We start from the raw sequence: 23282 nt of genomic DNA, 5'->3' as shown, positions 1-23282 counted from the left end.
AAAAAAGGTTCTACAAAGAAGAGTACAAGTGATCGGCATCGATGTTATTAACCGATCGACTTCATGTTAATACGCACATGCTGTAACACATGGGCCTTCAAGTTGATTAGATATAAGAGTAAACAATGAAAGCGGTAATACTTGGAGCGACAGGCCTTATAGGCCATGAATTACTTAACCTATTACTCAACGCGCCTCAATTTACGCAGGTATTTGCAGTCGGTCGACGTCAACCTATGCTCCCACCAACAACACCGGGGGTGGAAAAGCTTACTTATATACCAGCCACAATCGAAACCTTTAATCATCCAGACTTTTTCAAAACGGCGTTACCGAGTCAAATAGACTGCGTATTTTGCTGTCTTGGGACCACGCTTAAAGCGGCAGGTGACAAAGCCAACTTTATTGCAGTTGATAAAACAGCAGTGATTAACTTTGCTCAAGGTTGCTTACAATCAAACAATCCAAATTTACATTTTTTATTGGTTTCAGCCCTTGGCGCAAACGCGAGCTCACCACTTTTTTATAGTCGTATCAAAGGTGAGGTTGAAAACGCCTTACTGCAACTTAAACCGCCACGCTTATCTTTGTTTCGTCCATGTTTACTACTTGGACAGCGCGCAGAAACTCGTACCTTTGAATATGCCTGTCAGCACTTATTCAGGCCATTAGCATCACTATTTATTGGCCCCTTAATGACGCTGCGGCCAATTGAAGCAAAACGAGTAGCGATAAATATGCTTAAGGCGACTACAGATCACATGCCCTCAGCTGCTAAGGTTGTGACAAATAAACAAATGCACCAACTATCAGTAACCGTTAGCGATAAAAAAACCCGCCGAAGCGGGTTTTAAGTATTAACTTTAACTAGTTAATTAAAGTGGACAAACTGGATTCCAGCCTGTTACCCAGTTCTCTGCAGAGCCAGGTTGACCATCGTTACCACCCCATGCACGAGCCCAAACTTGGCCTTTATGCGTTACCATATCGCCTTTTCCGTAGTTAGCAGACCAACCACTTGTCCAAGGCTCTAATGTAGATACATCGATGCCACGTGCTTCACAGCCACCGTCAGTGATCATTTTCACTTCAGTTTTAGCCGCAAACTCACCTGAGCCAGTAGTAAATACGAATGAAGATGGGCCACCACCAATTGGTAAGTGAGCATCAATCTTAATCGTATGGCTTGCACCTGGCGCAATATTTACCGATGTAGCGAAACGATGGAAATCGTCTTGCATACCTGGCGCACCTTTGTTGCCACCGTTGTTAGCGTGGTTTAGTAGCGTGCCTACTGCCTTAAGGTCTTTGCTAACGTCAGTTGAAGACGGGATACTAAATGCAATCTTCGAGATAGTTTGAGTACTGTTATTAGTAAACAACCACTCTGAAGTTTGTGGCCATGCAACACTCTCGTCAGTTACGTAACCAACTAGTGAAACGGCAACATCCAGTTTCTGAGCAGGAAGATTAACTAAAGGATCAACCATGTTCATATCAGCCGCACCTGCCGCCGCTAGAATCTCATGACCTAATGAAGTTAAAGTACTACCCATGAAGTACTCACCGTTACCGGCAGCACAGTTTGATTCAGGAACAATCGTTGAGGTACGAACACCATCTACTAACGCGTAACAGTTGTAGTCACCCGCCATTTCCCAGAACATGATACCGCCTAAGCCTTTATCTGCTACATATTGAGATTTAGCACGAACCGCTTGCTCATCTTCAATGTTTAGCATTACTTTCTTAGTTGGGTTCCATAACCAAGCCGCTTCAGCATCGTTGTCGTAGAAACGAGTATACGTACCTACTAACTTGTCAGCTTCGTTGTTAACTGGGTCTAAACCATGTTGCTCAGCGTATGTACCTACATGTGCATTAGCTAAGTTTTTAACATGCCAGATTGGGTTTGAACCTGCACCTAACTCGTTACCGTGTGGGTCAGAGTCATGCCACATGTTGTCGATACCAACTGCGCCGTTACCACAACCTTGCTCAGTACCTGTACCTGTACCGCGTTCACACTGGTCAGTTGGTGCTTTACCGCCGTAACCGTTCACGCCACCTTCAACACCTTTCCAGCCACGAGTGTAGAATGGTAGACCAACGTTAATACGACCTGCTGGTACTACACCGCGGAAGTAATGGTAAGCCCAATCAATGTTTAAGTAACCAATGTTGCCATACGCACCGTAAACACCAAATAGGTTCATTTCAGGATCTTTACCGTTATCGTAAAGTGGACCATTGAAACCAACAACTTCACCCCAAGAGCCAGAGAAGTCATAAGTCATCATGTTGATGAAATCAAGGTATTGGCCTGCAGAGTACACTTCCATACCACGTAATAGATAACCAGAAGATGGTACCGCTACAGTTAGGTAATAATGAACACCATCTTCAGCAGATGCTTTATCGATTGCTTCACGAAGTTGTTTCATTAATACATTGTAAGAAGCCATTAAACCACTACGACGAGGGTTTTGTGCCGCACGGTCATATGGATTACCGCCATCCATTAGTGCCGTTGGGTATTCGTAATCTAAGTCGATACCGTCAAAACCATAAGCACGAATGAAGTCTACCGAAGACTTAACAAAGGCATCAATACCTGCTTGGTTGACACTACCGTCAGAGTTAGTGGTCATTGAGTAGAAGCCGCCGTTAACAACACGGCCAAGATCGTCAATTGGACAAGGACCTGTGTTTACAACACCATTCTTATCTGTTTGACCCGGCATCGTCCATTTGTCTTCTGCTGTTGGAGCATCTGTCATTGGACAAGTAGAGCCAGTGTTCGCGCCCCAGAAACCACCTGTTTCAGCCCAACCACCGACAGAAACCAGCGTTTTCACACCGTTTTCTTTCTTGTACTTGTTCAGTAAGTTTAAGTGGCCTTTGTATTTCATGCTTGGATCCATATCGGCATCCGTTGCACCTGGTACATCATTCCAAACCATACCCGTATTCGGGTTAGTTGGATCAAGTTGGTAACCCGCTTCTGTTGGGTAAACATTATCACCAATAGAAACACGGTAGTTGTTATCGATATGAGCAAACGCATAGTTGATGTGCGTTACTTTATCCCATGGCACATCAGTCGCTAAGTAAGTCGCTTGACCGTTAGCACCATTACGCCAGTTAGTGAAGTAACCGATGATACGGCGTGAGGTGCCGTTGATTTCTTTCTCAATACCACCTTCTTGGTAAACAGTACAGTAAGGTACGTCTACGCCAGGTGTTTTGTATAAACCTTCAGGACGACAAGCTTCGTGATTGCCTGGACCAGGAGTTGGTTCAATGGTTGGCTCTGCCGTTGGTTCAATGGTTGGCTCTGCCGTTGGTTCAACTGTCGGCTCAACTGTTGGCTCAACTGTTGGCTCTGCTGTTGGCTCAACTGTCGGCTCAACTGTTGGCTCAACTGTTGGTTCAACTGTTGGCTCAACTGTCGGCTCTGCTGTTGGTTCAACTGTTGGTTGCACACCTGAACAAGGCACTTCCGTCCAGAACCAGTTTGAAGTAGATGGCGTTTCCCATGTCCCTGGGTTATTTTTCGCTTCGTAACAAACGCCATTATGAATAACCACATCGCCATTATTAACTTTGGTTTTACCTGGTACCCATGGAATTTCATTACCTGGTACTGGTGTTGGCGCGACAGTAGGAGCAGTGGTTGGTTCAATTGAAGGCGCTGGAGTTGGCTCAACTGAAGGAGTTGGAGTTGGCTCTACACCAGAACAAGCTTGTGGCGCCCAAAACCAGCTTGAAGCCGCTGAAGGGGTTTCCCAAGTACCTGGATTATTTTTAGCTTGGTAACATTCGCCTTGGTAGATAACCAAGTCACCGTTAGCAACTTTGGTTTTACCTGGTACCCATTCAATTTCACCGGCGGCATGGGCTTGGCCACCAATAGCTGCACTTAGCGCAAGCGCTAAGAGCGATATCTTCGTTTTCATATTTTCATCCTTGAGATAAACAACCATCCATTGATTGCCAGTATATCTTAGAGCAACTAGTTACCTACAGTGATGTATTTGTTTGTACAACATGAGCTATTTCAAGTTTTTTAGATATATTTTTTAGCTAAACGACAAAAACGATATAAAAAATGCAGTAATAGAGCGGCGATTGCGGATAAAAAGTAAACCGAGCTACCTTATGAGTAGCTCAAAAATTGTTAAGTTATTGTTAACTCTTTGCTTTAAAGCAAGTTACATCCACCTCAACTTTAACGTCTACTACTAAATCACATACCATACAAATACGAGCTGGTGGATGCTCGCCAAAGACTTCTTTGAACACCTTATTAAATGATTGAAAATAGCGCGAGTCCGTTAATACAACTTTTACGTGCACGACGTCTTTGGTTTCATAACCCGCAATAGCCATAATATCCAAGCAATTTTGAATCGCTAAACGTGACTGCTCAACAATACCGCCTTCAACAACTTCCCCGTCTTTCATCGGCGTTTGGCCTGACACATATAAAAAACCACCGGCTTCAACCGCACTTGAAAACGGTAAATGCTGTCCACCAGTCCCCGTGCCACCTTCTGCGCCATAACGTGTAATGCTCATCAGTTTTCTCCTTTTTATTTAATCATTGCTGCCACGACGTAAAAAACGCCCTGCTCGAGTAGCGGGTAACCGCCCATGTTTAAAACTTAATTTGCCATTCACCCATACTTGATCTATGCCCTTGGCACTTTGAATTGGATCGGTGAAAGTTGCAGTATCTATTACCGTATCGGCGCTGAATAAAACCAGATCGGCATAATTACCGACCTTAATAACGCCACGCTTTGCTAAACCAAACTCTTGCGCACTTAGCCCCGTCATTTTGTAAATAGCTTCAGGAAGCTCAAACAACGCTTGTTCACGACAATAGCGACCTAATACCCGAGGAAATGCCCCCCATAAGCGAGGGTGAGGATGTGGATCATTAGGTAAGCCATCAGAGCCAATCATGGTGCGAGGGTAAGCTAACACACGTTTGACATCTTCAGGGTGCAAACCATGGTAAACCGCCCCAGCAGGTTGTAATTTAATCGCCGTATCGCGTAGTGGCAGCTGCCACTCCAAAGCGATATCCACCAACAATTTTCCGGCTTGCTCAGGCGCACCTTCAGACCAAGTAATGAATATGTCGAACTCATCGGTTACTTGCGCTAAATCTAAAGTAGAAGAGCTGGCGCTGTAAGGATAACAATCACATGCTACTTTTTGTTGCTGAGCTTGCTGCTCTAAGTAGGCCAACGTTTCTGTGGTTCGCCCCCAATTTGCAGCGCCAGCACATTTTAAGTGAGAAATAATCAATGGCACCTTACCATGCTCTGCGGTCTCAAACGCTTCTGACATTGCATCAATAATGCCATCAAACTCGGTTCGCATATGGGTCGTATAAATGCCGTTAAATTGCGCAAGCTCTGACACTAAGGCTTTCACTTCATTCATTGGCGCTTGCTTAGCACTGGCATAAGCAAGCCCAGAGCTTAAACCTAATGCCCCCTCAGCCATGCTTTGTTTTAATTGCTGACACATCTGTTGTATCTGCGATGTATTTGCGGCTTGAAATAAATCATCCATATGATTACTGCGCAGCGCAGTATGACCTATTAACGCCGCCACATTCACGCGAGGGCAAGCAGCAGTCACAGATTCTGCATATGCCGAAAAAGTAGGGTATTGAAAATCAGCGCGCTGACCTAATAAGTTCATCGGATCAGGTGGGTCGCCCTTGAGTGTCACAGGGCTAGCACTGATACCGCAATTGCCAACAATCACAGTACTGATTCCTTGGCTAATTTTAAACACCATATCAGGGGTGCGGATCACATTGGTATCGTCGTGGGTGTGCACATCAATAAAGCCAGGCGCAAGCACTAAACCGCTGGCATCTACAGTTTCTCCGCCAATAAAGGATAACGACTGCCCAATGGCGATAATTTTATCACCTTTAATCGCAACATCTGCTTGCACCGAGGGGCGCCCCGTACCATCAATTACATGGGCATGTTGGATCAAGGTATCGCAGTACTCTTTAATCATTATTGCGCCTTTTTGTTCATCTTGATCAATCACCTAACGGTTGACGGTCAACGCCACCACGATGTTGCTGTAATACCTGCTTCATTTTTCTCAATTTGTCTCTCGACTTGCGCTTATGTTTGAGCGCCAATTCGGTCACTAATACATCCATGGCAGCCATCATGACAAAGCGAGACGCAGTGGGTTTAAAAATAAAGTCCGTTTCATGGCTTTGAATGGGCAGCAGCACGTCAATCGCTTCCGCTAATGGCGAGCCATCCTTAGTAATACCTACCACTTTTACTTGTAATCGTTTAGCGATATTTGCCGCGGCTAATACATCAGGCGAAAACCCACCTATGGATAAACAGACCGCAACATCATTACTGTCCATGGTTGCACTGGCCATTCGCATCAACATAGGGTCACTATAAGCGGTGGCCGCATAACCCAAACGAAACAAACGATACTGCAGCTCTTGTGCAAGCATTGTTGACCCTCCGCCAACGCCAAAGATCAAAATTTGCCTCGCCCCGCTGAGTAACGTTGTCGCGCTATCAATAAGCGCTTGATTGATTAGCTGGCTGTTAAGATCTAGCGCTGCTTTAATGCCATCGTAAACCCCAGAAATGCCTGTAGGCTCAACATTCACATCGGAAATAAAGCGCTGACCTAGAGCCAATGACTGAGCAATTTTTAGCTTCAAATCACGCACATTTCGACAACCTACCGCCTTGGCAAAGCGAGTAATACTGGCTTCACTCACTTGCGCCCCCTTAGCTAACTCACTAATACTGGCATTAGCCGCAAAGGTTAAATCTGCCAAAATAAAATGCCCAACTTTTTTTTCGGCATCACGTAGCTGGCCAAAGTGCTCGCCGATGATGGTCACAATATCGATTTCATAATTCACATGCTTTACCTAAATCAGCTCGGGTTTTGATTCAATCACTGCTCTTATGAGGTTGCTTTAGGCTTGGAAATCTCAATCACAACAACCATCATCAGAATCAGCACAATGACACAAATATACCTTTTTGTTTGAAACTATCAAACTTTATCAACACTAAGTATCATTATAATTTTAAGGTCACTCCCCTAGAAATAGGTTTTTTATTGGTGCATCATACTACAAAGTAAGTATTACCTCTTTTACACCAACCTGTTTGAGGCTTTTATGTTTGTTACTAAGTATCAAGAATCTTCCCTTACAAAAGGCCTCGGCGAACTAAACCAGCCAAACTGGCGCCTGCTTGAAGAAGAGGTAAGTTTACCCGTTGCTGTGCTATACCAAAGCCGTATCGAAAACAACCTGAATTGGATGCAAAAATTTGCTAATGCTTATGGTGTAAAGCTAGCTCCCCATGGCAAAACAACCATGACACCTGCCTTATTTCGCCAACAACAAGCCGCCGGCGCATGGGGAATTACCTTAGCAACTGCGCCACAAGTTGTCGCTGCTGCGGCCCATGGCTGCAAGCGCATCATTATGGCTAATCAATTGGTGGGTAAACAAAATATGCGTTTGATTGCGTCGGTACTCAATGATCCCGACGCTGAGTTCTATTGCCTAGTCGACTCTATCGCCCAAGTACAACAGTTAGCAGCATTCTTCGCTGAAACAGGCCTAACACTTAATGTGTTAATTGAAATAGGCGTCAACGGCGGACGTTGTGGTTGTCGAACCCCTGAGCAAGTCGACGCAGTTGTCCATGAAATATCCCTTCACTCCTTTATCGCCTTGGCGGGCATTGAAGTTTACGAAGGCGTGATCCATGGTGACAATGCGCAAGCCCAAATACACGACTTTTTAACTGGCGTTATAACCATTTGTAATAATTTAATTACTCAAAACGCCTTTGACACTAGGCAAGTCATTCTCACTGGCGCAGGCAGCGCTTGGTACGATGTCGTTGCAGCGACATTTGCCGAAGCAACACTGCACCCGAGTATTATTCCGGTGATCCGCCCTGGCTGTTATCTCATTCACGACACCGGTATTTACCTTGAGGCACAAAATGAAGTGATGGCTCGAAACACTGTGGCTTGTGATTTGGGTGGCGATTTACAATCAGCATTGGAAGTATGGGCATATGTGCAGTCTATTCCCGAGCCAGGCCACGTCATCATAGGGATGGGAAAACGTGATGTTGCTTTTGATGCAGGTTTGCCCATTCCAGCATTACATTATCGGCCAGCACAACCAACAACTGAATCACATCAGCAAAACCTGCCTACTGCAGCACCTAACGATTGGCAAGTCACCGCGGTAATGGATCAGCACGCGTTTTTATCTTGCCCCATTGACTGTGACATTGCCGTAGGCGACATGATTGCTTTTTCAAGCTCACACCCCTGTTTAACTTTTGATAAATGGAAACACATCGCAGTTATAAATGATGAGTACCACGTCACCCAGGTACTCAACACTTATTTCTAAACTAAGCCCCACATAGCTTTATACAGTAACCTAAAGGGGCTTAATGCGTGCTGGCTTTGCCTTGCAAAGTTTGCCAAGGACGGCAAATTTTTCATGTTGAAGATTTATAACTGTTTGTCTAAAAATTGCAGCATAGCAGCCCATGATTTTTCATCGGCTTGCTGGTGATAACGATCACTGCCAAATACGGTAAAAGCATGAGGCGCGCCAGAGTAAACTTGAATTTCATAATCCACTTTGGCCTGTTCAAGCTCTACTGATAATTGTGCCACATCAGTCATCGGAACCGATGAGTCAGCACCACCGTGTGCAATCAAAATAGGCGCGCTGGCAGCGCTATAACTTTGTCCTTCTGGCGTGGCTAAACCACCGTGAAAACTTGCATATCCCTTCACTTCAACGCCTTGACCAGAGCGCGCTAACTCTAGCACCGCGGCCCCACCAAAACAGTAGCCCATCACCACCATGGATTTGTTTTTACTCAGCTGTTTAGCTTGAACTACACCCGCTAAAATCAGCTGGCGCATAGTTTCTCTGTCTTGATATAGCTTGGCCGTTTCTGATTTTTTCATTTGCATTTCAACGGGGCGATTACCTTTGCCATAAAGGTCGACAGCGAACGTATCGTAGCCTAATTTAGACAGCATTTGACTGCGCTTTACTTCATAATCCGTTAACCCATCCCAATCGTGGATCAGGATCACTAACCCTTTATTGGCTCCTTGAGCAGCCTCAAAAAAACCTTCATAAGTCTTATCAGCCACTTTATATTCAATGGTTTGCGCATTACTCGTGTAACTGAACAGTAACGCGGTCAAAAATAGAGCAAATTTCATATCAACTATCCTTTTTTTGCGGTCGACCGACCATGAGCTATCAATGTACCTAAGCGAGTTAACAGTGCAAAATTCAGCACAAACACATTTAAGTTGTTTGGGTGTAGATCGTAACGAATGAGCAAATAAAAGTGATCACCATTAATTAGCTTAGTTCTCAGCAAGCTGCGCTTTTTGTTGTCGGATCCATTCCGCTAAGTATTTTTCAAACAACGGCTCAAAGGTTTTAAACTCCGTTAATTGTGCAACCCGTTTATTTAGGTAAGCTCTTAATTCTGGGGTATTACAGCCTGATTTTTTTGACACCGTAAAATACAAACCTTCAACTGAAATAGGTGTTTTGAGGTGGACAACATGACTTTTAAATCCACTAGATTCAAGTATGGTCAATCCTTGGTAAAGTTCGTACAAAGCATAATCAAAACGTCCAGCAATCAACATGGTGAATGAACGCTCAGCTGAAGCACTGTTGCGAATTTCTAGGTTCTGTTTGGCATATTGATCAAACGCTTGACCAAAACTGTTGTTAATTAACGTTCCACCACGCTTACCTTTCAGATCTTGCCATTCTTGATATTTAAACTCTTTGCCTTTCGCCACCCAAACCACACTGGGCACGTCAGTAAATTGTGGCTTGATGTAATCCATATACTGCTCGCGCTGGTGCGTAATAAAAGCCCCTGCCAGCATGTCAATTTCCCCACGGCGAGCATCTTGCTGTGCCCTTGCCCATCCACCTCGGTCTCTAGCATCGACAGCAATTCCCGTCCCCATTAACGCCAACTCTAATAGCTCAACCGCCACCCCAGTTAATTTGCCTGGATTATCAAAGTCACGCCATAGTATCGGCGGGTATTCCGCATTTCCCGTTACTAGCAGGCTGCGGCATATGCTTAAATTGTTGCCTTGTTGTGTTTGCGCATTAACTTCCATACTCACTAATAAAGTGAATGAAAGCGCAGTCAACCAAACTCCGAACCGACGTAATATAGTAATCATATAACTCCACCACTAATTAACAGAAAACATAATAAGGCTAGTCATTAATGGGCTAATCTTCAGCTTTGAAGATACTTTTTAGGTTTTGTAATACACATATATTGATGGACATCACACCCTTTTATCAGAGTAGAGTGAACATCTTTAAAACAACATGTGATTAAAAGACACTCACACGCTCGTACTAGCGCTTCATATTGATATTAGTCGATGAGTGGTCTTTATGAAGATTTGCCATAAATAGTTATCACCCTGTTCCTCAAATGTTTACAATTCACATAATCTATCAACACAATAAGGACCCCACGTGTTTAAGTTTATTATTGCAATTGCGCTCATTGGCTTCATTGCGTTTTATGTCACGCGAAGTGCCAATGACAAGCGTGCTGCCGCTGATAACATCGCAGCAGGAGAGGTATTCTTGCAAAAGAACCGTCTAGAAGAAGGTGTCGTCGTAACCGACTCAGGCCTACAATATTTAAGGCTCAAAGAGGGCGTTAGCGGCGAGCATCCTAGTGCTAAAGACAAAGTAAAAGTGCACTACCATGGCACGTTAATTAACGGCTCAGTCTTTGATAGTTCTGTAGACAGAGGAAAGCCCATCACTTTCGCTTTAAACCAAGTTATTCCTGGGTGGACCGAGGGCTTACAGCTAATGACGGTTGGCGAGAAAGCACGTTTATTTATTCCTAGTAATTTAGGTTACAAAACGCGAAGTGTCGGCAGTATTCCAGCGGGTTCAACCCTGATATTTGATGTTGAGCTTATTGCCATCAACCCACCGCAATAGCCAAAAAATCGCTGAGGCTGCCCAAACATATTGGGCAGCCTTAGTCTTTGTAAAAAACAACACTTTAATTTATACCTACCTACTCTATACTCGCATTTTATACCTTTGGCACGGAGCCCATTATGAAGTTTCGCTTTCCCGTTGTAATTATTGATGAAGATTTTCGCTCTGAAAATATTTCAGGATCTGGTATTCGCGACTTAGCGCAAGCTATCGGCGAACAAGGTTATGAAATAGTCGGGTTTACCAGCTACGGCGACTTAAGTGCTTTTGCACAGCAGGCGAGTCGCGCGTCTTGCTTTATATTATCCATTGATGATGAAGAGTTTGGCGCAGGAACAGCAGAGGAAGTAGACCAAGCATTAGTGGCTTTACGCAGTTTCATCACTGAAGTGCGAAAGCGCAATAACGATATCCCGATTTTCTTATACGGCGAAACGCGTACCAGTCAGCACATTCCCAACGATGTGTTGCGTGAGTTACATGGTTTTATTCATATGTTTGAAGACACGCCTGATTTTGTTGCCAAGTATATTATCCGAGAAGCCAAAAAGTACCTTGATGCACTGGCGCCGCCTTTTTTTAAAGCCCTAATGGATTACGCCAGCGACAGCTCATATTCATGGCATTGTCCCGGACACTCAGGGGGCGTCGCATTTCTAAAAAGCCCTGTTGGCCAAATGTTCCATCAATTTTTTGGCGAGAACATGCTACGCGCCGATGTTTGTAATTCCGTTGATGAGTTAGGCCAATTGCTCGATCACACAGGGCCAGTAGCGAAAAGCGAGCAAAATGCCGCGCGTATTTTTAACGCCGACCATCTATTTTTTGTCACCAATGGTACTTCAACATCCAACAAAATTGTTTGGCACTCAACCGTTGCGCCGGGTGATATCGTAGTGGTAGACCGTAACTGTCATAAGTCGATTCTCCATTCCATCATCATGACTGGCGCCATTCCGGTATTTTTAATGCCAACCCGTAACCACTACGGCATTATTGGCCCTATCCCGAAACACGAGTTTTCGCCAGAGTCGATTAAAGCAAAAATTGCCGCTCACCCATTCGCCAGCAAAGCGAAAAATAAAAAACCACGTATTTTAACCATTACCCAAAGTACCTATGACGGCGTACTATATAATGTTGAGCAGATTAAAGACGTTATGGGCTCGTACGTCGATACCTTACATTTTGATGAAGCTTGGCTCCCCCACGCCACCTTTCATGAGTTCTATCAAAACATGCATGCCATTGGCGGCGACGACCGCCCCCGCTCAGAAGATGCAGTAGTATTTGCTACCCAATCGACCCATAAATTACTGGCGGGTATTTCACAAGCATCCCAAATTTTGGTACAAAATGCGAAAAACCGTCCCTTAGATACTCATAGATTTAATGAATCGTACTTAATGCATTCATCCACCAGCCCGCAATACTCGATAATTGCATCTTGTGATATTGCTGCCGCCATGATGGAACAACCAGGTGGCCGTGCTCTTGTAGAAGAATCATTAGCAGAAGCGGTCGACTTTAGACGAGCCATGCGCAAAGTCGATCAAGAATTTGGCGATGATGACTGGTGGTTTAGTGTTTGGGGACCAGAAAGCTTGCCCGAAGAAGGCATTGGCGAGCGTGAGGATTGGCTACTCGATGGCAAAGATAACTGGCATCGATTTGGTGAGATTGAAGCAGGTTTTAATATGCTCGATCCGATCAAGGCCACCATCATAAATCCGGGTTTAAATGCCAAAGGAGAATTTGAAGACACGGGGATCCCAGCAGCTATTCTCACAAAATACTTAGCTGAACATGGCATAGTCGTTGAAAAAACCGGCCTGTACTCGTTCTTTATTATGTTTACCATCGGTATTACCAAAGGCCGCTGGAATTCCATGGTTACCGAGCTGCAACAGTTTAAAGACGACTATGATCAAAACTTGCCATTATGGCGCATCATGCCTGAGTTTATTGAAAAGTGCCCACAGTATGAAAAAGTAGGCTTAAAAGACCTTTGCCAACAGATTCACGCCATTTACAAGCGTTACAACATTTCTAAAGTGACCACTGAAATGTACTTGTCTAACATCGAGCCAGCCATGCTACCTGCCGATGCGTGGAGTAAAATGGCCCACCGTGAAGTTGAGCGCGTCAGTATCGATGAACTTGATGGCCGAATTACCGCCATGCTAGTTACCCCCTACCCACCAGGGATCCCATTAATGGTGCCAGGTGAGCGATTTAACGAAACCATTATTAACTACCTGAAATTCACTCGTGAATTCAATGAGCTATTTCCAGGTTTTGAAACCGATGTGCACGGTTTAGTCCGAGAAAACATTAACGGTAAAAATCACTACTTTGTCGATGTCGTAAAATAAGCCACATCAAATTACGCTTTAACCATCACTTTAATCAACACAGGGTAACCCTACTTGCCCTGTGTTGATGTAGCTTTGCTGTTACAATCAACCTATGCCATTAACCTATCAATCAACTCATGCAGGTTATCCATGTTCAAACGGGTGTGCTCACCAATAAATATCAGCCTCTTTGGTTTGTTCGCTATCTTGGCACTCACTTACTATTTTGGCTTACGAACATCCCATCAAAGGTTACAACAACAAGCTGATATCGACGCGCAAAAACTCAGCCAGTACATCAATAGCGAGCTAAGCCGTTTCCAACATATTCCGCATTTATTAACCAGCCATTACTTGATCCGTCAGAGCCTCAGCTCCGCCGAAGGCCTTGAACGATTAAACCAGCTGCTATTAGATATCACTAAAACCAGCGGTGCTAACGACGTCTATGTTATGGATAACCTTGCACCGTCGTCGCAGCCAGTAACTATGGGACACCGCAAAGTTTTATCGGTGGCAATTACGCATTTCGTGATTACTTCCAGCAAGCTTTAGCAGGTAATAAAGCCGTTGATTATGCGCTAGGACTGAGAACGGGCGAGCGAGGGATCTACTTTTCGGCACCGATAACGATAAATCAACAGGTTAAAGGCGTAGTCACGGTTAAAGTCTCGATTGCCAAATTTGAGCAAGATTCCGACTTACTGGCTGGTGACAGTAACACCCGATTTTTAGTCTATGGTGATGATAACGTTGTTTTTCTATCGAACTACAAGAACTGGCGTTTAAAACAATTAGGCGAAAGCAAGCTAATCAGCTGGCACAAAATCAGCGCCAGCCAACGCTATTTGGGTCTTGAACAAACGCTGCTGCGTAACCAGCAATTTAACCATCCACTACTGGATACGCCGATGTGGCGGATACAACAAACCCAACAGGCATTGGGTGACTACTTTTACCAGCAAGCATCGATCCCAATGCTAGATTTAACCTTATTAGTATTATTACCTGATGGCCACTTAATCTACGAGCAACTAAGTAATATGGCGTTAGCAGGGCTACTGTATCTATTATCACTGGGCTTAGTTTATTATTTAAGTCAAAGGATCATCGGTTACAACAAGCTCATTTACACCCGCAACAGCTTAGAGCGTCAGGTAGCTCTACGCTCAGCCGAGCTCGCCAATGCCCAAGATGCGCTGATTAGAACAGCAAAATTGGCGACCATAGGTCAACTAGCCGCCAGTATTAATCATGAAATTAATCAGCCACTTAGTGCGATGAGCACCTACTTGGTTAGCCCCCAGCGGATGCTGAATCGAGGAATGGAACAAGCAGCAAAAGATAACTTGCAAATAATGGCATCGCTGATCACCCGCATTCATAAAATTGTGTCGCAATTAAAAGAGTTCAGTAAGCCACAAGGTCAAGGCCAGATAATCACCTCACTGCAAGAAAGCATTACTAACGCTTTAATCATTGTTGGACCGCAAATTAATAGCCAAGGCGTGCAGCTAAGTGTGAAAAACCCAAACGTAAAGATCCATGCCGAGCCCCTTAAATTTGAGCAAGTCTTAGTTAATTTACTTTCTAATGGCGTCGATGCCATGACCGAAGTTGAGCACAAGCACCTAACCATTACCTGTGAATCAGATGAGAAAAAAGTATGGCTGCGCATCCAAGACACCGGCAATGGTTTAGATTTACAAACCATAGATACCATTTTTGAGCCATTTTACACTACTAAATCTGAATATGGCTTAGGCCTCGGCTTAGCAATTTCTCGAAGCATCATACACTCATTTGATGGTGAGTTAACGGCAGAAAACAGCGCCACCGGAGGTGCTATTTTCACAATCGAATTAAACAGAGTAATCGAATGAAATCACTAGAAAAAATCGACGTTGTCGTGATTGATGATGAACAAATAATCCGCGACTCTTTGCATCAGTTACTCACTTTAGAGGGCTATAAGGTCAGCACCTTCGATAGCGCGACTCAAGCCTTAAGCCGATTAACGCGAGATTTTGCTGGAGTGGTGATCAGCGATATTAATATGCCAAAACTAGATGGTAACGCCCTGCTGCAAACATTACAAAACTTAGACTCAGCATTACCAGTGATCCTGCTTACAGGCTTTGCCGATGTACCAATGGCGGTCAATGCCATGCATCAAGGGGCCTATGATTTTTTTGCTAAGCCAATCAATGAAAAATTACTCGATAGTGTTGGCAGAGCGCTCGATAAACGCCGCTTAGTCATTGAAAATAGGCAATTAAAGCAACAAATAAAAAATAATAGTGAGCCTGGAGTGCGTATTCTCGGCAATACCCCCGCCATGCACCAGATGCTGCAACTACTGGATACCGTGGTTAACACTCCGGCCGATGTGCTGATCCAAGGTGAAACAGGTACCGGAAAAGAGTTGGTGGCACGCTACTTACACGATCACAGTAATCGCTCTCAAGCGAACTTTGTGGCTCTCAATTGCGGTGCCATTCCTGAAAACCTAATTGAAAGTGAGCTATTCGGTAGCATAAAAGGGGCTTTTACTGGGGCCAGTGACAGCCGCATCGGTAAGTTTGAGTTTGCTAATGGCGGCACCGTATTTCTAGATGAAATAGAAACAACGCCAATGGCTTTACAAGTAAAGTTACTGCGCGTACTGGAAGAGCGAAAGGTCACGCCAGTTGGCAGCAATACCGCCATTGACTTAAATATTCGCATTGTTGCGGCGACTAAGGTTGATTTAGTCAAACTTGCCGAGCAAGGACATTTTCGCGCTGACTTATATTACCGTCTTAACTTAGTGCAAGTGAATATCCCTCCCTTAAAGCAACGTCAAGCCGATATTCCCTTATTATTTAAGCACTTTAGCTCTATTGCGGCGAACCGATTCCATAAACCTCTCTGCGCTTTAGACAATGAGACCCAACAACGCCTGATGGCTCATAATTGGCCCGGTAACGTTAGAGAGTTACGCAATGCTGCTGAGCGTTTTGTGCTGCTGGGAACCCTAACAGATTTAAACAACATTGCTACTCCTGCTAAAAGTATGTCACTGGCTGACAAAGTCGCTTTTTATGAACAATCTATTATTGAAGATGCCCTTAGGCAAACATCAGGCTCAGTTAAACTCGCACTGGATATTTTGCAGCTACCGAGAAAAACCTTCTATGACAAAGTGAGCAAATACGGCATTGAGCGCACGCAGTTCACACAAGATTAATGTGTGCAAAAAGTAACAAATGAACAACAATTAATGTGTGGGTTTCCACACATTACAACGTCAAAACATGACCAATAAAAACCTAACTAACTGTAATAATTAAACTAAAAAAATAAAATCACAATTTGGCAACCTATTTGCAACAAGCGATTCAGGTGCTGCGATTTCCGCAGCTGTAACAACCCACGTACCTTATGCCACCAATTCGGCATTAGGTGCTAAGGATGGCTAATCATGCAAAAGAAAATACAACAAATCCCTTGGTTAATGTTATTACTAGGGCCCGCCGTGATGTTATTAACAGTTATCACCGAACCGCCTGTAGCAGATCTATCCGTTAATGCTTGGCGCACTGCTGGCTTAGCATTTTGGATGGCCAGTTGGTGGATTTCAGAAGCAGTGCCGATTCCAGCTGCGTCATTATTGCCCTTAATCATCTCACCTTTAGTGGGCATCGCTGATATAAAATCCGTTGCTGCACCTTATGCTCACCCACTGATATTTCTATTTTTGGGCGGCTTTCTTATTTCCATTGCAATGGAAAAATGGAACCTGCATAAACGTATCGCTCTAAAAACCATGCTGCTGGCAGGCTCAACTCCCAGCATACAAATATTAGGCATGATGTTAGTGACAGCTTTTCTATCCATGTGGATGTCTAATACCGCAACTGCTGTCATGATGTTGCCGATTGCACTATCGGTAGTCATGATAGTGAAAAATAGAGAGCCAGAGAACCAAGACTTCGGCAAAGCTATGTTATTGGGCATCGCTTATTCAGCCAGCATCGGCGGGATAGCAACCTTAATTGGTACTCCACCTAACGCGTTAATGGCTGCTTATCTCTCCGATAGTTACAACATTGAGATTGGCTTTGGTCAGTGGATGATGCTGGGCTTACCCCTTGCCGCTGTCATGCTAACCGTGGCTTGGGTGTGGCTCACAAAAATCAGTTACAGGGTTGATCGCAGTGACTCTATCTGTGCTAAAGCGGTATTTCAAAAGCAGCTTGATGAGCTTGGCGCGATAACACCAGCGGAAAAGAAAGTATTGGTAATCTTTGCTTTAGCCGCTATCAGTTGGATCTTTAGGCCAATCATCAGTGATGCCACAGGTCTTGCCATCACTGATACTGGCATAGCCATCGCGGCCGCAATTTTACTTTTCACGATCCCGGTGAGCAAAGATAACAATGAGCGCGTATTAGACTGGGAAAGTGCTGAAAAAGTGCCGTGGGGTATCCTGATACTATTTGGCGGCGGTTTGGCACTGGCAGCACACATCAAAAGCTCTGGCTTAGCTGAATTTATTGCGCACCAGATTCAAGGCATGGGAGCGGTTGAACTTGTCATCGGCGTACTCGTGGTTACCGCTGTGATTACATTTTTAACCGAAATAACCAGTAATACCGCCACCGCGGCAGGCTTTCTTCCATTATTAGGGCCAGTGGCTGAATCATTAACCGGCACCCCATTAATTTGGGTGATCCCGGCTGCAATTGCTGCCAGCTGTGCCTTTATGATGCCCGTAGCGACACCACCCAATGCCATAGTATTTGGCTCCGGTGAGCTAAAAATACGTGACATGATGAAAGCGGGTCTGATCCTAAATCTCATTGCCATCGCGTTGATCACCTTAACTATGATCACCCTTATGCCAATGATTTTCCATATCTAATTCAGGATCAAAGACAACTACCGCCCCAGCATTTCGTTGGGGTTTAATTTTTAATTAAACTAAATTTTGAGATCTTATGACATTTCAGCGCCCTCTCTACATTCCCTTTGCTGGCCCTGCATTACTTGAAACGTCCTTGCTAAATAAAGGCAGCGCTTTTTCGCAACAAGAGCGCGACAGCTTTAATTTAACCGGCCTGTTACCTCACAATATAGAAACTATTGAAGAACAAGCCGCACGGGTTTACCAACAGCTCAGCTCATTTACTTCCGATTTAGACAAACACATCTATCTGCGCAATATCCAAGATACCAATGAAACCTTATTTTATTACCTGATCGACCATCATATTGAAGAAGTGATGCCCCTAATTTACACCCCCACCGTAGGGCTTGCTTGTGAAAAATTTTCCAAGATATATCGCCGAAAGCGTGGCTTATTGGTGTCGTACCCTGAGCGCAACAAAATTGAAGATATGCTGCAAAATGCTACAAAACAAAATGTAAAAGTTATTGTTGTCACCGATGGCGAGCGCATTTTAGGCTTAGGAGATCAAGGGATTGGTGGCATGGGGATCCCGATCGGCAAACTTTCACTTTACACCGCTTGCGGCGGTATCAGTCCTGCTTATTGTTTACCTATCATCTTGGACGTTGGCACCAATAATAGCCAACTATTAGCCGACCCTATGTACATGGGTTGGCGCCATCCAAGGATAAGTGGTACTCAATACGCAGATTTTATCGAGCAATTTGTTACCGCCGTAAAACGTCGCTGGCCTGATGTTTTATTGCAATTTGAAGATTTTGCACAAAATAATGCAACGCCATTACTAGAAAAATATCGTCATGAAGTATGTTGCTTTAATGATGATATCCAAGGCACTGCCGCTGTTACAGTCGGAACCTTGATCACCGCCTGTCAAAGTAAAGGTGAAAAGCTAAGCCAACAGCGAATAGCGTTTTTAGGGGCAGGATCAGCAGGGTGTGGTATTGCGGAGCAAATAGTAAGACAAATGCAACGTGAAGGCCTATCTGAAGCGCAAGCCCGCAACCGCGTTTATATGGTGGATAGATATGGCTTGTTAACCGATAATATGCCGAGTTTACAACTGTTTCAGCAGCCATTGGCACAACAGATAAAAGCGATTAACCAATGGCAAGTAAAAACCCATTTGGGGCTCGAACAAGTCATTAAACATGGCAAAATAACCACCTTGATCGGAGTTAGCGGTCAACCTGGCTTATTCACCGAGCAAATCATTCACTCACTGGTTTCCAATACTCCTAAACCGATTATTTTACCACTTACAAACCCCACTTCACGTGTAGAAGCGACTCCCACCGATATCCTCATGTGGAGTAAAGGACAAGCGATAGTTGCAACGGGTAGCCCTTTCTCAGCGGTAACTGTTAATGGCTGTGACTACGAAATATCACAATGCAATAACAGTTACATTTTCCCCGGTATTGGCTTAGGCGTCATCGCCGTTAATGCGAAGCAGATCAGTGACAACATGTTAATGGCTGCAAGCCAATCGTTAGCTGACACAGCGATTAAATATCACAAAGCACCAGGGGCCTTACTGCCTCCGCTGAGTGAAATAAAAACGATTAGCTTATCCATCGCCAAAGCCGTGGCAAAACAGGCGATAGCAGATGGCCTCGCACCGCCTCTAACCGATGAAATGCTGCAGCAACAGCTGTACGCCAACTACTGGAAACCAGCATACCGAGAATATCGTCGCACTTCGTTTTAACCAAAACAGCGAACGTGATGGACAGAAAAGTTAGCTAGGGCTCCCTCAGCACCATGGCCAAGGGCCCTAGTAGTTAATTTTTTCTTGACGAACAAACATCAAAACATACAATACATATACGTTTTATATATTAAGCATATATTTTGGGTATAGTTAAAATATCGGATGAGCTACACAAAGAGCTAAGAAATGCCAGCTCTGTCATGTCGCGATCGATTAATTCACAAGCTGAGTTTTGGATCAAAATAGGCATGTTGGCCGAGCTACATCCACAAAAATCATTTAATGAAATCATCGCCGAACTGATGAAATCCGTTAATGTTTCGGCCAGTAATATTGCGCTAATCGCAGGGCATAACGATGAATAACCAAGTGATAATTAAATCTAACCGTGAAAGAGACCTGATGCGCCAATCAGGCAAGTTGCTGGCAAAGGTTTTTGAGATGCTTGATGGCTACGTTAAGCCCGGCATTTCCACTATGGCGATAAATGACCGAGTTGAGGACTTTATTGTTAATGAGCTTAATGCTCGCCCTGCGAGTAAGGGACAATACGATTATCAATTTGTATTGAACGCATCCGTTAATGAAGTGGTTTGCCACGGCATACCTAAAGCGACTCACTTTCTTAAAGATGGCGATATTGTCAACTTAGATATTACCTTAGAAAAAAATGGCTTTATCGCTGACTCCAGTAAAATGTACGTCATGCCCAAAGCATCGCCATTGGCCAAAAAATTGGTAGACGTTACCTACAAAGCTATGTGGCAAGGGATCAAACAAGTAAAACCCGGCGCCACACTTGGCGACATTGGCCATACAATTCAGCAATATGCCCAAACCCATGGCTACAGTGTGGTAAGAGAATATTGTGGACATGGTATCGGCCGAGAAATGCACGAAGAGCCACAAATACTCCATTATGGCTTACCCAATCAAGGGCTGGTACTTAAAGAAGGGATGACGTTCACCATTGAGCCCATGCTCAACCAAGGGACCGCGAAAACTAAAACAAAAAAGGATGGCTGGACAGTCATCACTCGTGACAAGAAGCTTTCAGCTCAGTCTGAGCACACGATACTAGTGACAAGTACGGGTTACGAGGTACTCACCCTACGTCAAGAAGAACAACCAGGAAAAAGCTAACTAGCAGCACATAAAGAGTGCTGCGCTGACAGCGATTCTCTTTCTAATACTTTAAAATTAGGTATGTACCTAAACAGCCTCCCGCTGAACCCGCATCTTGAAGTTGCCTGGGTATACAATAAGGATTTGATATGTTTAGAGTTATCTATGAATGGCGCGTACCAGCTGAGAAAATGAACGAGTTTCAAGACGTTTGGCGTTCAGCCACTGATTCTATTCACCATTCGGTAGCAGGTGCGCTCGGTAGCTTTATGCTGCGCTCTTCTGACTCCCCTGAAAAAGTCTTAACTATTGCAAAGTGGCGAACGCGCCAAGACTGGGAATTATTCTGGGGCAACTGTAATCCAGAAAAAATGCAGAAGATGCGTGAAATTGCTGAACGAATTTCGGTTGAAGCATTCGACGAAATTGAAGATAGAACAAGGTAATGGCAACAACGCTTACCAATCAAAGCGCAGCAAACGTTTGGTCTGCAGCTAATAAAAGTAGTTAGTGCCATCACTGTCATTATTAGGAGTAACTTAAAAGTTGAAAGATAAAATTTTTGAAGGAGGCTGCCTTTGTGGCGATATTCGATTTTCGGCAACTGGGCCAGCATTAAAGCCACATACATGTTCTTGTCGACAATGCCAACGTCACTCAGGCTCATTAACCCAAGCATGGGTTGAATTTCCAAAAGAAAATGTCACCTGGAATGGCGTTGCTGGAGAGCCTTCAACATGGCGCTCTTCTGACTATTCTTCTCGGGCTTTTTGTTCTAACTGTGGTAGCACTATTGGCGCAATTGACGACGACCCAACAATCGCTATTGTGTTAGGGGTATTTGACCGTCCCCACCTTAAAACACTGGCACCAAAAAATCACTCCTATATTTCCAAAAGGCCTAAATGGTGGAAAGTAGAGATAGACGCCTAACGGATATAACAGGAGCCACTTAGCCCACAGCTATGTTCGATTGTGTAACAGGTTTCACTTACGGCAACTAGCGGCTTCTTTAAAGCATACCTGACAATTCCCTCTTGTCATTGGCTGGCTATTATCATTTAATAACAACCAGTTATTAAATGCCTGTTGTAAAAACTTCATTAACAGAGAGCAACTTCGGGGAAGTTAATATGCAATTAGTTCAACCTACAGAGCAGCATCTAGTTGCAATGATGAGTTGGTTTTCCAATCAGCAAACGCTCACAGAATGGTCAGGGCCAAATTTCAGGTATCCGTTCAATTTAGCTTCATTTACAGATGATCTAAACCTGAACAAGCTCAGTTCATATGCCCTACTATCCGATAGATCTGAGTTTTTAGCCTTTGGACAATATTACCAACGATTAAATAAGTGCCATTTGGGTAGGTTGATCGTGAATCCGAAATTTCGAGGTTATGGTATAGCAGCAAAACTGATGTCTCATTTAAGTGAGCAAGGTTTAAAGCAACTAAAGGTAAATGACATCTCATTATTTGTCTTAGCCCATAATGCCAAAGCCATAAAAGCCTACGAAAAATTTGGATTTTCGTTTACTGATTATCCTGATGAAATGCCATTAGAAAATTGTTTATACATGGTTAAATCAGTTCATTAACCACAACAATGGCCAAACGTTAGCCTGCCGCCTTATAAACTCGTCGTATTACACTGCTAGCCGCTCTTTATAATTTGGAAGAATTATGGAAATAATCAGAAGTAAAGATTTTAAATCGGAACGCCCTTGGGGGGCAAAAGACATCGCAAATATGAAGGGAATTACAACGCGATTGCATTGGACAGATCAGCCTTACAAGTGGCACATCAACGATGGCGAAGAAGTGTTTGTTGTGCTACATGGTATTGTTGAAATGTTTTTCAAAGAAAACGGCATTGAACAATCGAGTGTTCTTGAGGCGGGCGATATATTTTATGCCACGATAGGAACCGAGCATGTTGCACATCCTCGGGGGGAAGCCAGAATCTTAGTCGTGGAGTCTGAAGGCAGCGTGTAACATTATTGGGTGAAACAAACGTTATGCCCTATCAGTTGC

At 44.1% G+C, this 23282-nt stretch carries 21 protein-coding genes; 15 read left to right on the top strand and 6 right to left on the bottom strand.

Annotated features, from left to right (window positions below):
* Positions 1–125: 125 nt before the first annotated feature.
* Entirely contained in the window at positions 126–854 is a 729-nt protein-coding gene (locus tag Q4519_RS16740) for a nucleoside-diphosphate sugar epimerase (RefSeq protein ID WP_303514217.1), read from the top strand.
* Between the two features lie 21 nt (positions 855–875).
* Here the strand turns inward: Q4519_RS16740 and Q4519_RS16735 are convergent, their stop codons facing one another.
* The 4 genes from Q4519_RS16735 to Q4519_RS16720 form a co-directional block, all read right to left on the bottom strand.
* Positions 876–3959 (bottom strand): glycosyl hydrolase family 18 protein, encoded by a 3084-nt coding sequence (locus Q4519_RS16735; protein ID WP_303514214.1) that lies wholly within the window; start codon positions 3957–3959, stop codon positions 876–878.
* 232 nt (positions 3960–4191) lie between these two features.
* Positions 4192–4581: a RidA family protein gene (locus Q4519_RS16730; protein WP_303514211.1), complete on the bottom strand. Its 390-nt coding sequence runs from the start codon at positions 4579–4581 to the stop codon at positions 4192–4194.
* Between the two features lie 18 nt (positions 4582–4599).
* Entirely contained in the window at positions 4600–6051 is a 1452-nt protein-coding gene (locus tag Q4519_RS16725; protein ID WP_303514209.1) for an amidohydrolase family protein, read from the bottom strand.
* 25 nt (positions 6052–6076) lie between these two features.
* Entirely contained in the window at positions 6077–6943 is an 867-nt protein-coding gene (locus tag Q4519_RS16720; RefSeq protein WP_232802563.1) for a MurR/RpiR family transcriptional regulator, read from the bottom strand.
* A 264-nt stretch (positions 6944–7207) separates the two neighbouring features.
* Here Q4519_RS16720 and Q4519_RS16715 point away from each other — a divergent pair, with 264 nt between their 5' ends.
* On the top strand, positions 7208–8470 hold the full coding sequence (locus Q4519_RS16715; RefSeq protein WP_303514204.1) for an amino acid deaminase: 1263 nt from the start codon (positions 7208–7210) through the stop codon (positions 8468–8470).
* Positions 8471–8574: 104 nt separating this feature from the next.
* Here the strand turns inward: Q4519_RS16715 and Q4519_RS16710 are convergent, their stop codons facing one another.
* Both Q4519_RS16710 and Q4519_RS16705 read right to left on the bottom strand, forming a co-directional pair.
* A complete protein-coding gene (locus tag Q4519_RS16710) occupies positions 8575–9306 on the bottom strand; it encodes a dienelactone hydrolase family protein (protein WP_303514202.1) in 732 nt (243 codons plus the stop codon).
* Between the two features lie 150 nt (positions 9307–9456).
* A complete protein-coding gene (locus tag Q4519_RS16705; protein ID WP_303514200.1) occupies positions 9457–10305 on the bottom strand; it encodes an ABC transporter substrate-binding protein in 849 nt (282 codons plus the stop codon).
* A gap of 307 nt (positions 10306–10612) precedes the next feature.
* Here Q4519_RS16705 and Q4519_RS16700 point away from each other — a divergent pair, with 307 nt between their 5' ends.
* The 13 genes from Q4519_RS16700 (at position 10613) to Q4519_RS16640 (ending at position 23243) form a co-directional block, all read left to right on the top strand.
* On the top strand, positions 10613–11095 hold the full coding sequence (locus Q4519_RS16700) for an FKBP-type peptidyl-prolyl cis-trans isomerase (RefSeq protein ID WP_232802568.1): 483 nt from the start codon (positions 10613–10615) through the stop codon (positions 11093–11095).
* A 122-nt stretch (positions 11096–11217) separates the two neighbouring features.
* Positions 11218–13473 carry an arginine/lysine/ornithine decarboxylase gene (locus tag Q4519_RS16695; RefSeq protein ID WP_232802569.1) on the top strand — a complete coding sequence of 752 codons (2256 nt, stop codon included), beginning with the start codon at positions 11218–11220 and terminating at the stop codon, positions 13471–13473.
* Between the two features lie 132 nt (positions 13474–13605).
* The gene (locus Q4519_RS16690) at positions 13606–14010 is read left to right on the top strand and encodes a hypothetical protein (protein WP_303514197.1); all 405 of its coding nucleotides are present in this window, start codon (positions 13606–13608) and stop codon (positions 14008–14010) included.
* A 293-nt stretch (positions 14011–14303) separates the two neighbouring features.
* Positions 14304–15338 (top strand): sensor histidine kinase, encoded by a 1035-nt coding sequence (locus Q4519_RS16685; protein ID WP_303514195.1) that lies wholly within the window; start codon positions 14304–14306, stop codon positions 15336–15338.
* Entirely contained in the window at positions 15335–16684 is a 1350-nt protein-coding gene (locus Q4519_RS16680; RefSeq protein ID WP_303514194.1) for a sigma-54 dependent transcriptional regulator, read from the top strand. Before Q4519_RS16685 ends, Q4519_RS16680 begins: the two co-directional genes overlap by 4 nt.
* A 234-nt stretch (positions 16685–16918) precedes the next feature.
* The gene (locus tag Q4519_RS16675) at positions 16919–18361 is read left to right on the top strand and encodes a DASS family sodium-coupled anion symporter (RefSeq protein WP_232802572.1); all 1443 of its coding nucleotides are present in this window, start codon (positions 16919–16921) and stop codon (positions 18359–18361) included.
* Positions 18362–18437: 76 nt separating this feature from the next.
* Positions 18438–20120 carry an NAD-dependent malic enzyme gene (locus Q4519_RS16670; RefSeq protein ID WP_303514191.1) on the top strand — a complete coding sequence of 561 codons (1683 nt, stop codon included), beginning with the start codon at positions 18438–18440 and terminating at the stop codon, positions 20118–20120.
* A 143-nt stretch (positions 20121–20263) separates the two neighbouring features.
* Positions 20264–20488, top strand: a complete 225-nt coding sequence (locus Q4519_RS16665) for a ParD-like family protein (protein WP_232802574.1) — start codon at positions 20264–20266, stop codon at positions 20486–20488.
* Positions 20481–21266, top strand: a complete 786-nt coding sequence (gene map, locus Q4519_RS16660) for a type I methionyl aminopeptidase (protein WP_232802575.1) — start codon at positions 20481–20483, stop codon at positions 21264–21266. The genes Q4519_RS16665 and map overlap by 8 nt, the downstream gene beginning before the upstream one ends.
* A gap of 131 nt (positions 21267–21397) precedes the next feature.
* A complete protein-coding gene (locus tag Q4519_RS16655; RefSeq protein WP_232802576.1) occupies positions 21398–21694 on the top strand; it encodes an antibiotic biosynthesis monooxygenase in 297 nt (98 codons plus the stop codon).
* A gap of 100 nt (positions 21695–21794) precedes the next feature.
* Positions 21795–22181, top strand: coding sequence for a GFA family protein (locus Q4519_RS16650; RefSeq protein ID WP_303514186.1), 387 nt, complete (start codon positions 21795–21797; stop codon positions 22179–22181).
* A gap of 200 nt (positions 22182–22381) precedes the next feature.
* Positions 22382–22846 carry an N-acetyltransferase gene (locus Q4519_RS16645; RefSeq protein ID WP_233050960.1) on the top strand — a complete coding sequence of 155 codons (465 nt, stop codon included), beginning with the start codon at positions 22382–22384 and terminating at the stop codon, positions 22844–22846.
* 85 nt (positions 22847–22931) lie between these two features.
* The gene (locus Q4519_RS16640) at positions 22932–23243 is read left to right on the top strand and encodes a cupin (protein WP_232802579.1); all 312 of its coding nucleotides are present in this window, start codon (positions 22932–22934) and stop codon (positions 23241–23243) included.
* Positions 23244–23282 lie beyond the last annotated feature (39 nt).

The sequence above is a fragment of the Motilimonas sp. 1_MG-2023 genome (assembly GCF_030547455.1).
In the GTDB taxonomy this organism is placed as follows: Bacteria; Pseudomonadota; Gammaproteobacteria; order Enterobacterales; family CBDFNC01; genus Motilimonas.
Note: the sequence above shows the minus strand (reverse complement) of the source record. Positions and strands in the feature narration are given on the sequence as shown.

Coding starts and splice junctions, on each gene's coding strand:
- Q4519_RS16740 (WP_303514217.1), top strand. CDS start 126: ATGAAAGCGGTAATACTTGGAGCGACAGGCCTTATAGGCCATGAATTA.
- Q4519_RS16735 (WP_303514214.1), bottom strand. CDS start 3,959: ATGAAAACGAAGATATCGCTCTTAGCGCTTGCGCTAAGTGCAGCTATT.
- Q4519_RS16730 (WP_303514211.1), bottom strand. CDS start 4,581: ATGAGCATTACACGTTATGGCGCAGAAGGTGGCACGGGGACTGGTGGA.
- Q4519_RS16725 (WP_303514209.1), bottom strand. CDS start 6,051: ATGATTAAAGAGTACTGCGATACCTTGATCCAACATGCCCATGTAATT.
- Q4519_RS16715 (WP_303514204.1), top strand. CDS start 7,208: ATGTTTGTTACTAAGTATCAAGAATCTTCCCTTACAAAAGGCCTCGGC.
- Q4519_RS16710 (WP_303514202.1), bottom strand. CDS start 9,306: ATGAAATTTGCTCTATTTTTGACCGCGTTACTGTTCAGTTACACGAGT.
- Q4519_RS16705 (WP_303514200.1), bottom strand. CDS start 10,305: ATGATTACTATATTACGTCGGTTCGGAGTTTGGTTGACTGCGCTTTCA.
- Q4519_RS16695 (WP_232802569.1), top strand. CDS start 11,218: ATGAAGTTTCGCTTTCCCGTTGTAATTATTGATGAAGATTTTCGCTCT.
- Q4519_RS16690 (WP_303514197.1), top strand. CDS start 13,606: ATGTTCAAACGGGTGTGCTCACCAATAAATATCAGCCTCTTTGGTTTG.
- Q4519_RS16680 (WP_303514194.1), top strand. CDS start 15,335: ATGAAATCACTAGAAAAAATCGACGTTGTCGTGATTGATGATGAACAA.
- Q4519_RS16675 (WP_232802572.1), top strand. CDS start 16,919: ATGCAAAAGAAAATACAACAAATCCCTTGGTTAATGTTATTACTAGGG.
- Q4519_RS16670 (WP_303514191.1), top strand. CDS start 18,438: ATGACATTTCAGCGCCCTCTCTACATTCCCTTTGCTGGCCCTGCATTA.
- map (WP_232802575.1), top strand. CDS start 20,481: ATGAATAACCAAGTGATAATTAAATCTAACCGTGAAAGAGACCTGATG.
- Q4519_RS16655 (WP_232802576.1), top strand. CDS start 21,398: ATGTTTAGAGTTATCTATGAATGGCGCGTACCAGCTGAGAAAATGAAC.
- Q4519_RS16645 (WP_233050960.1), top strand. CDS start 22,382: ATGCAATTAGTTCAACCTACAGAGCAGCATCTAGTTGCAATGATGAGT.
- Q4519_RS16640 (WP_232802579.1), top strand. CDS start 22,932: ATGGAAATAATCAGAAGTAAAGATTTTAAATCGGAACGCCCTTGGGGG.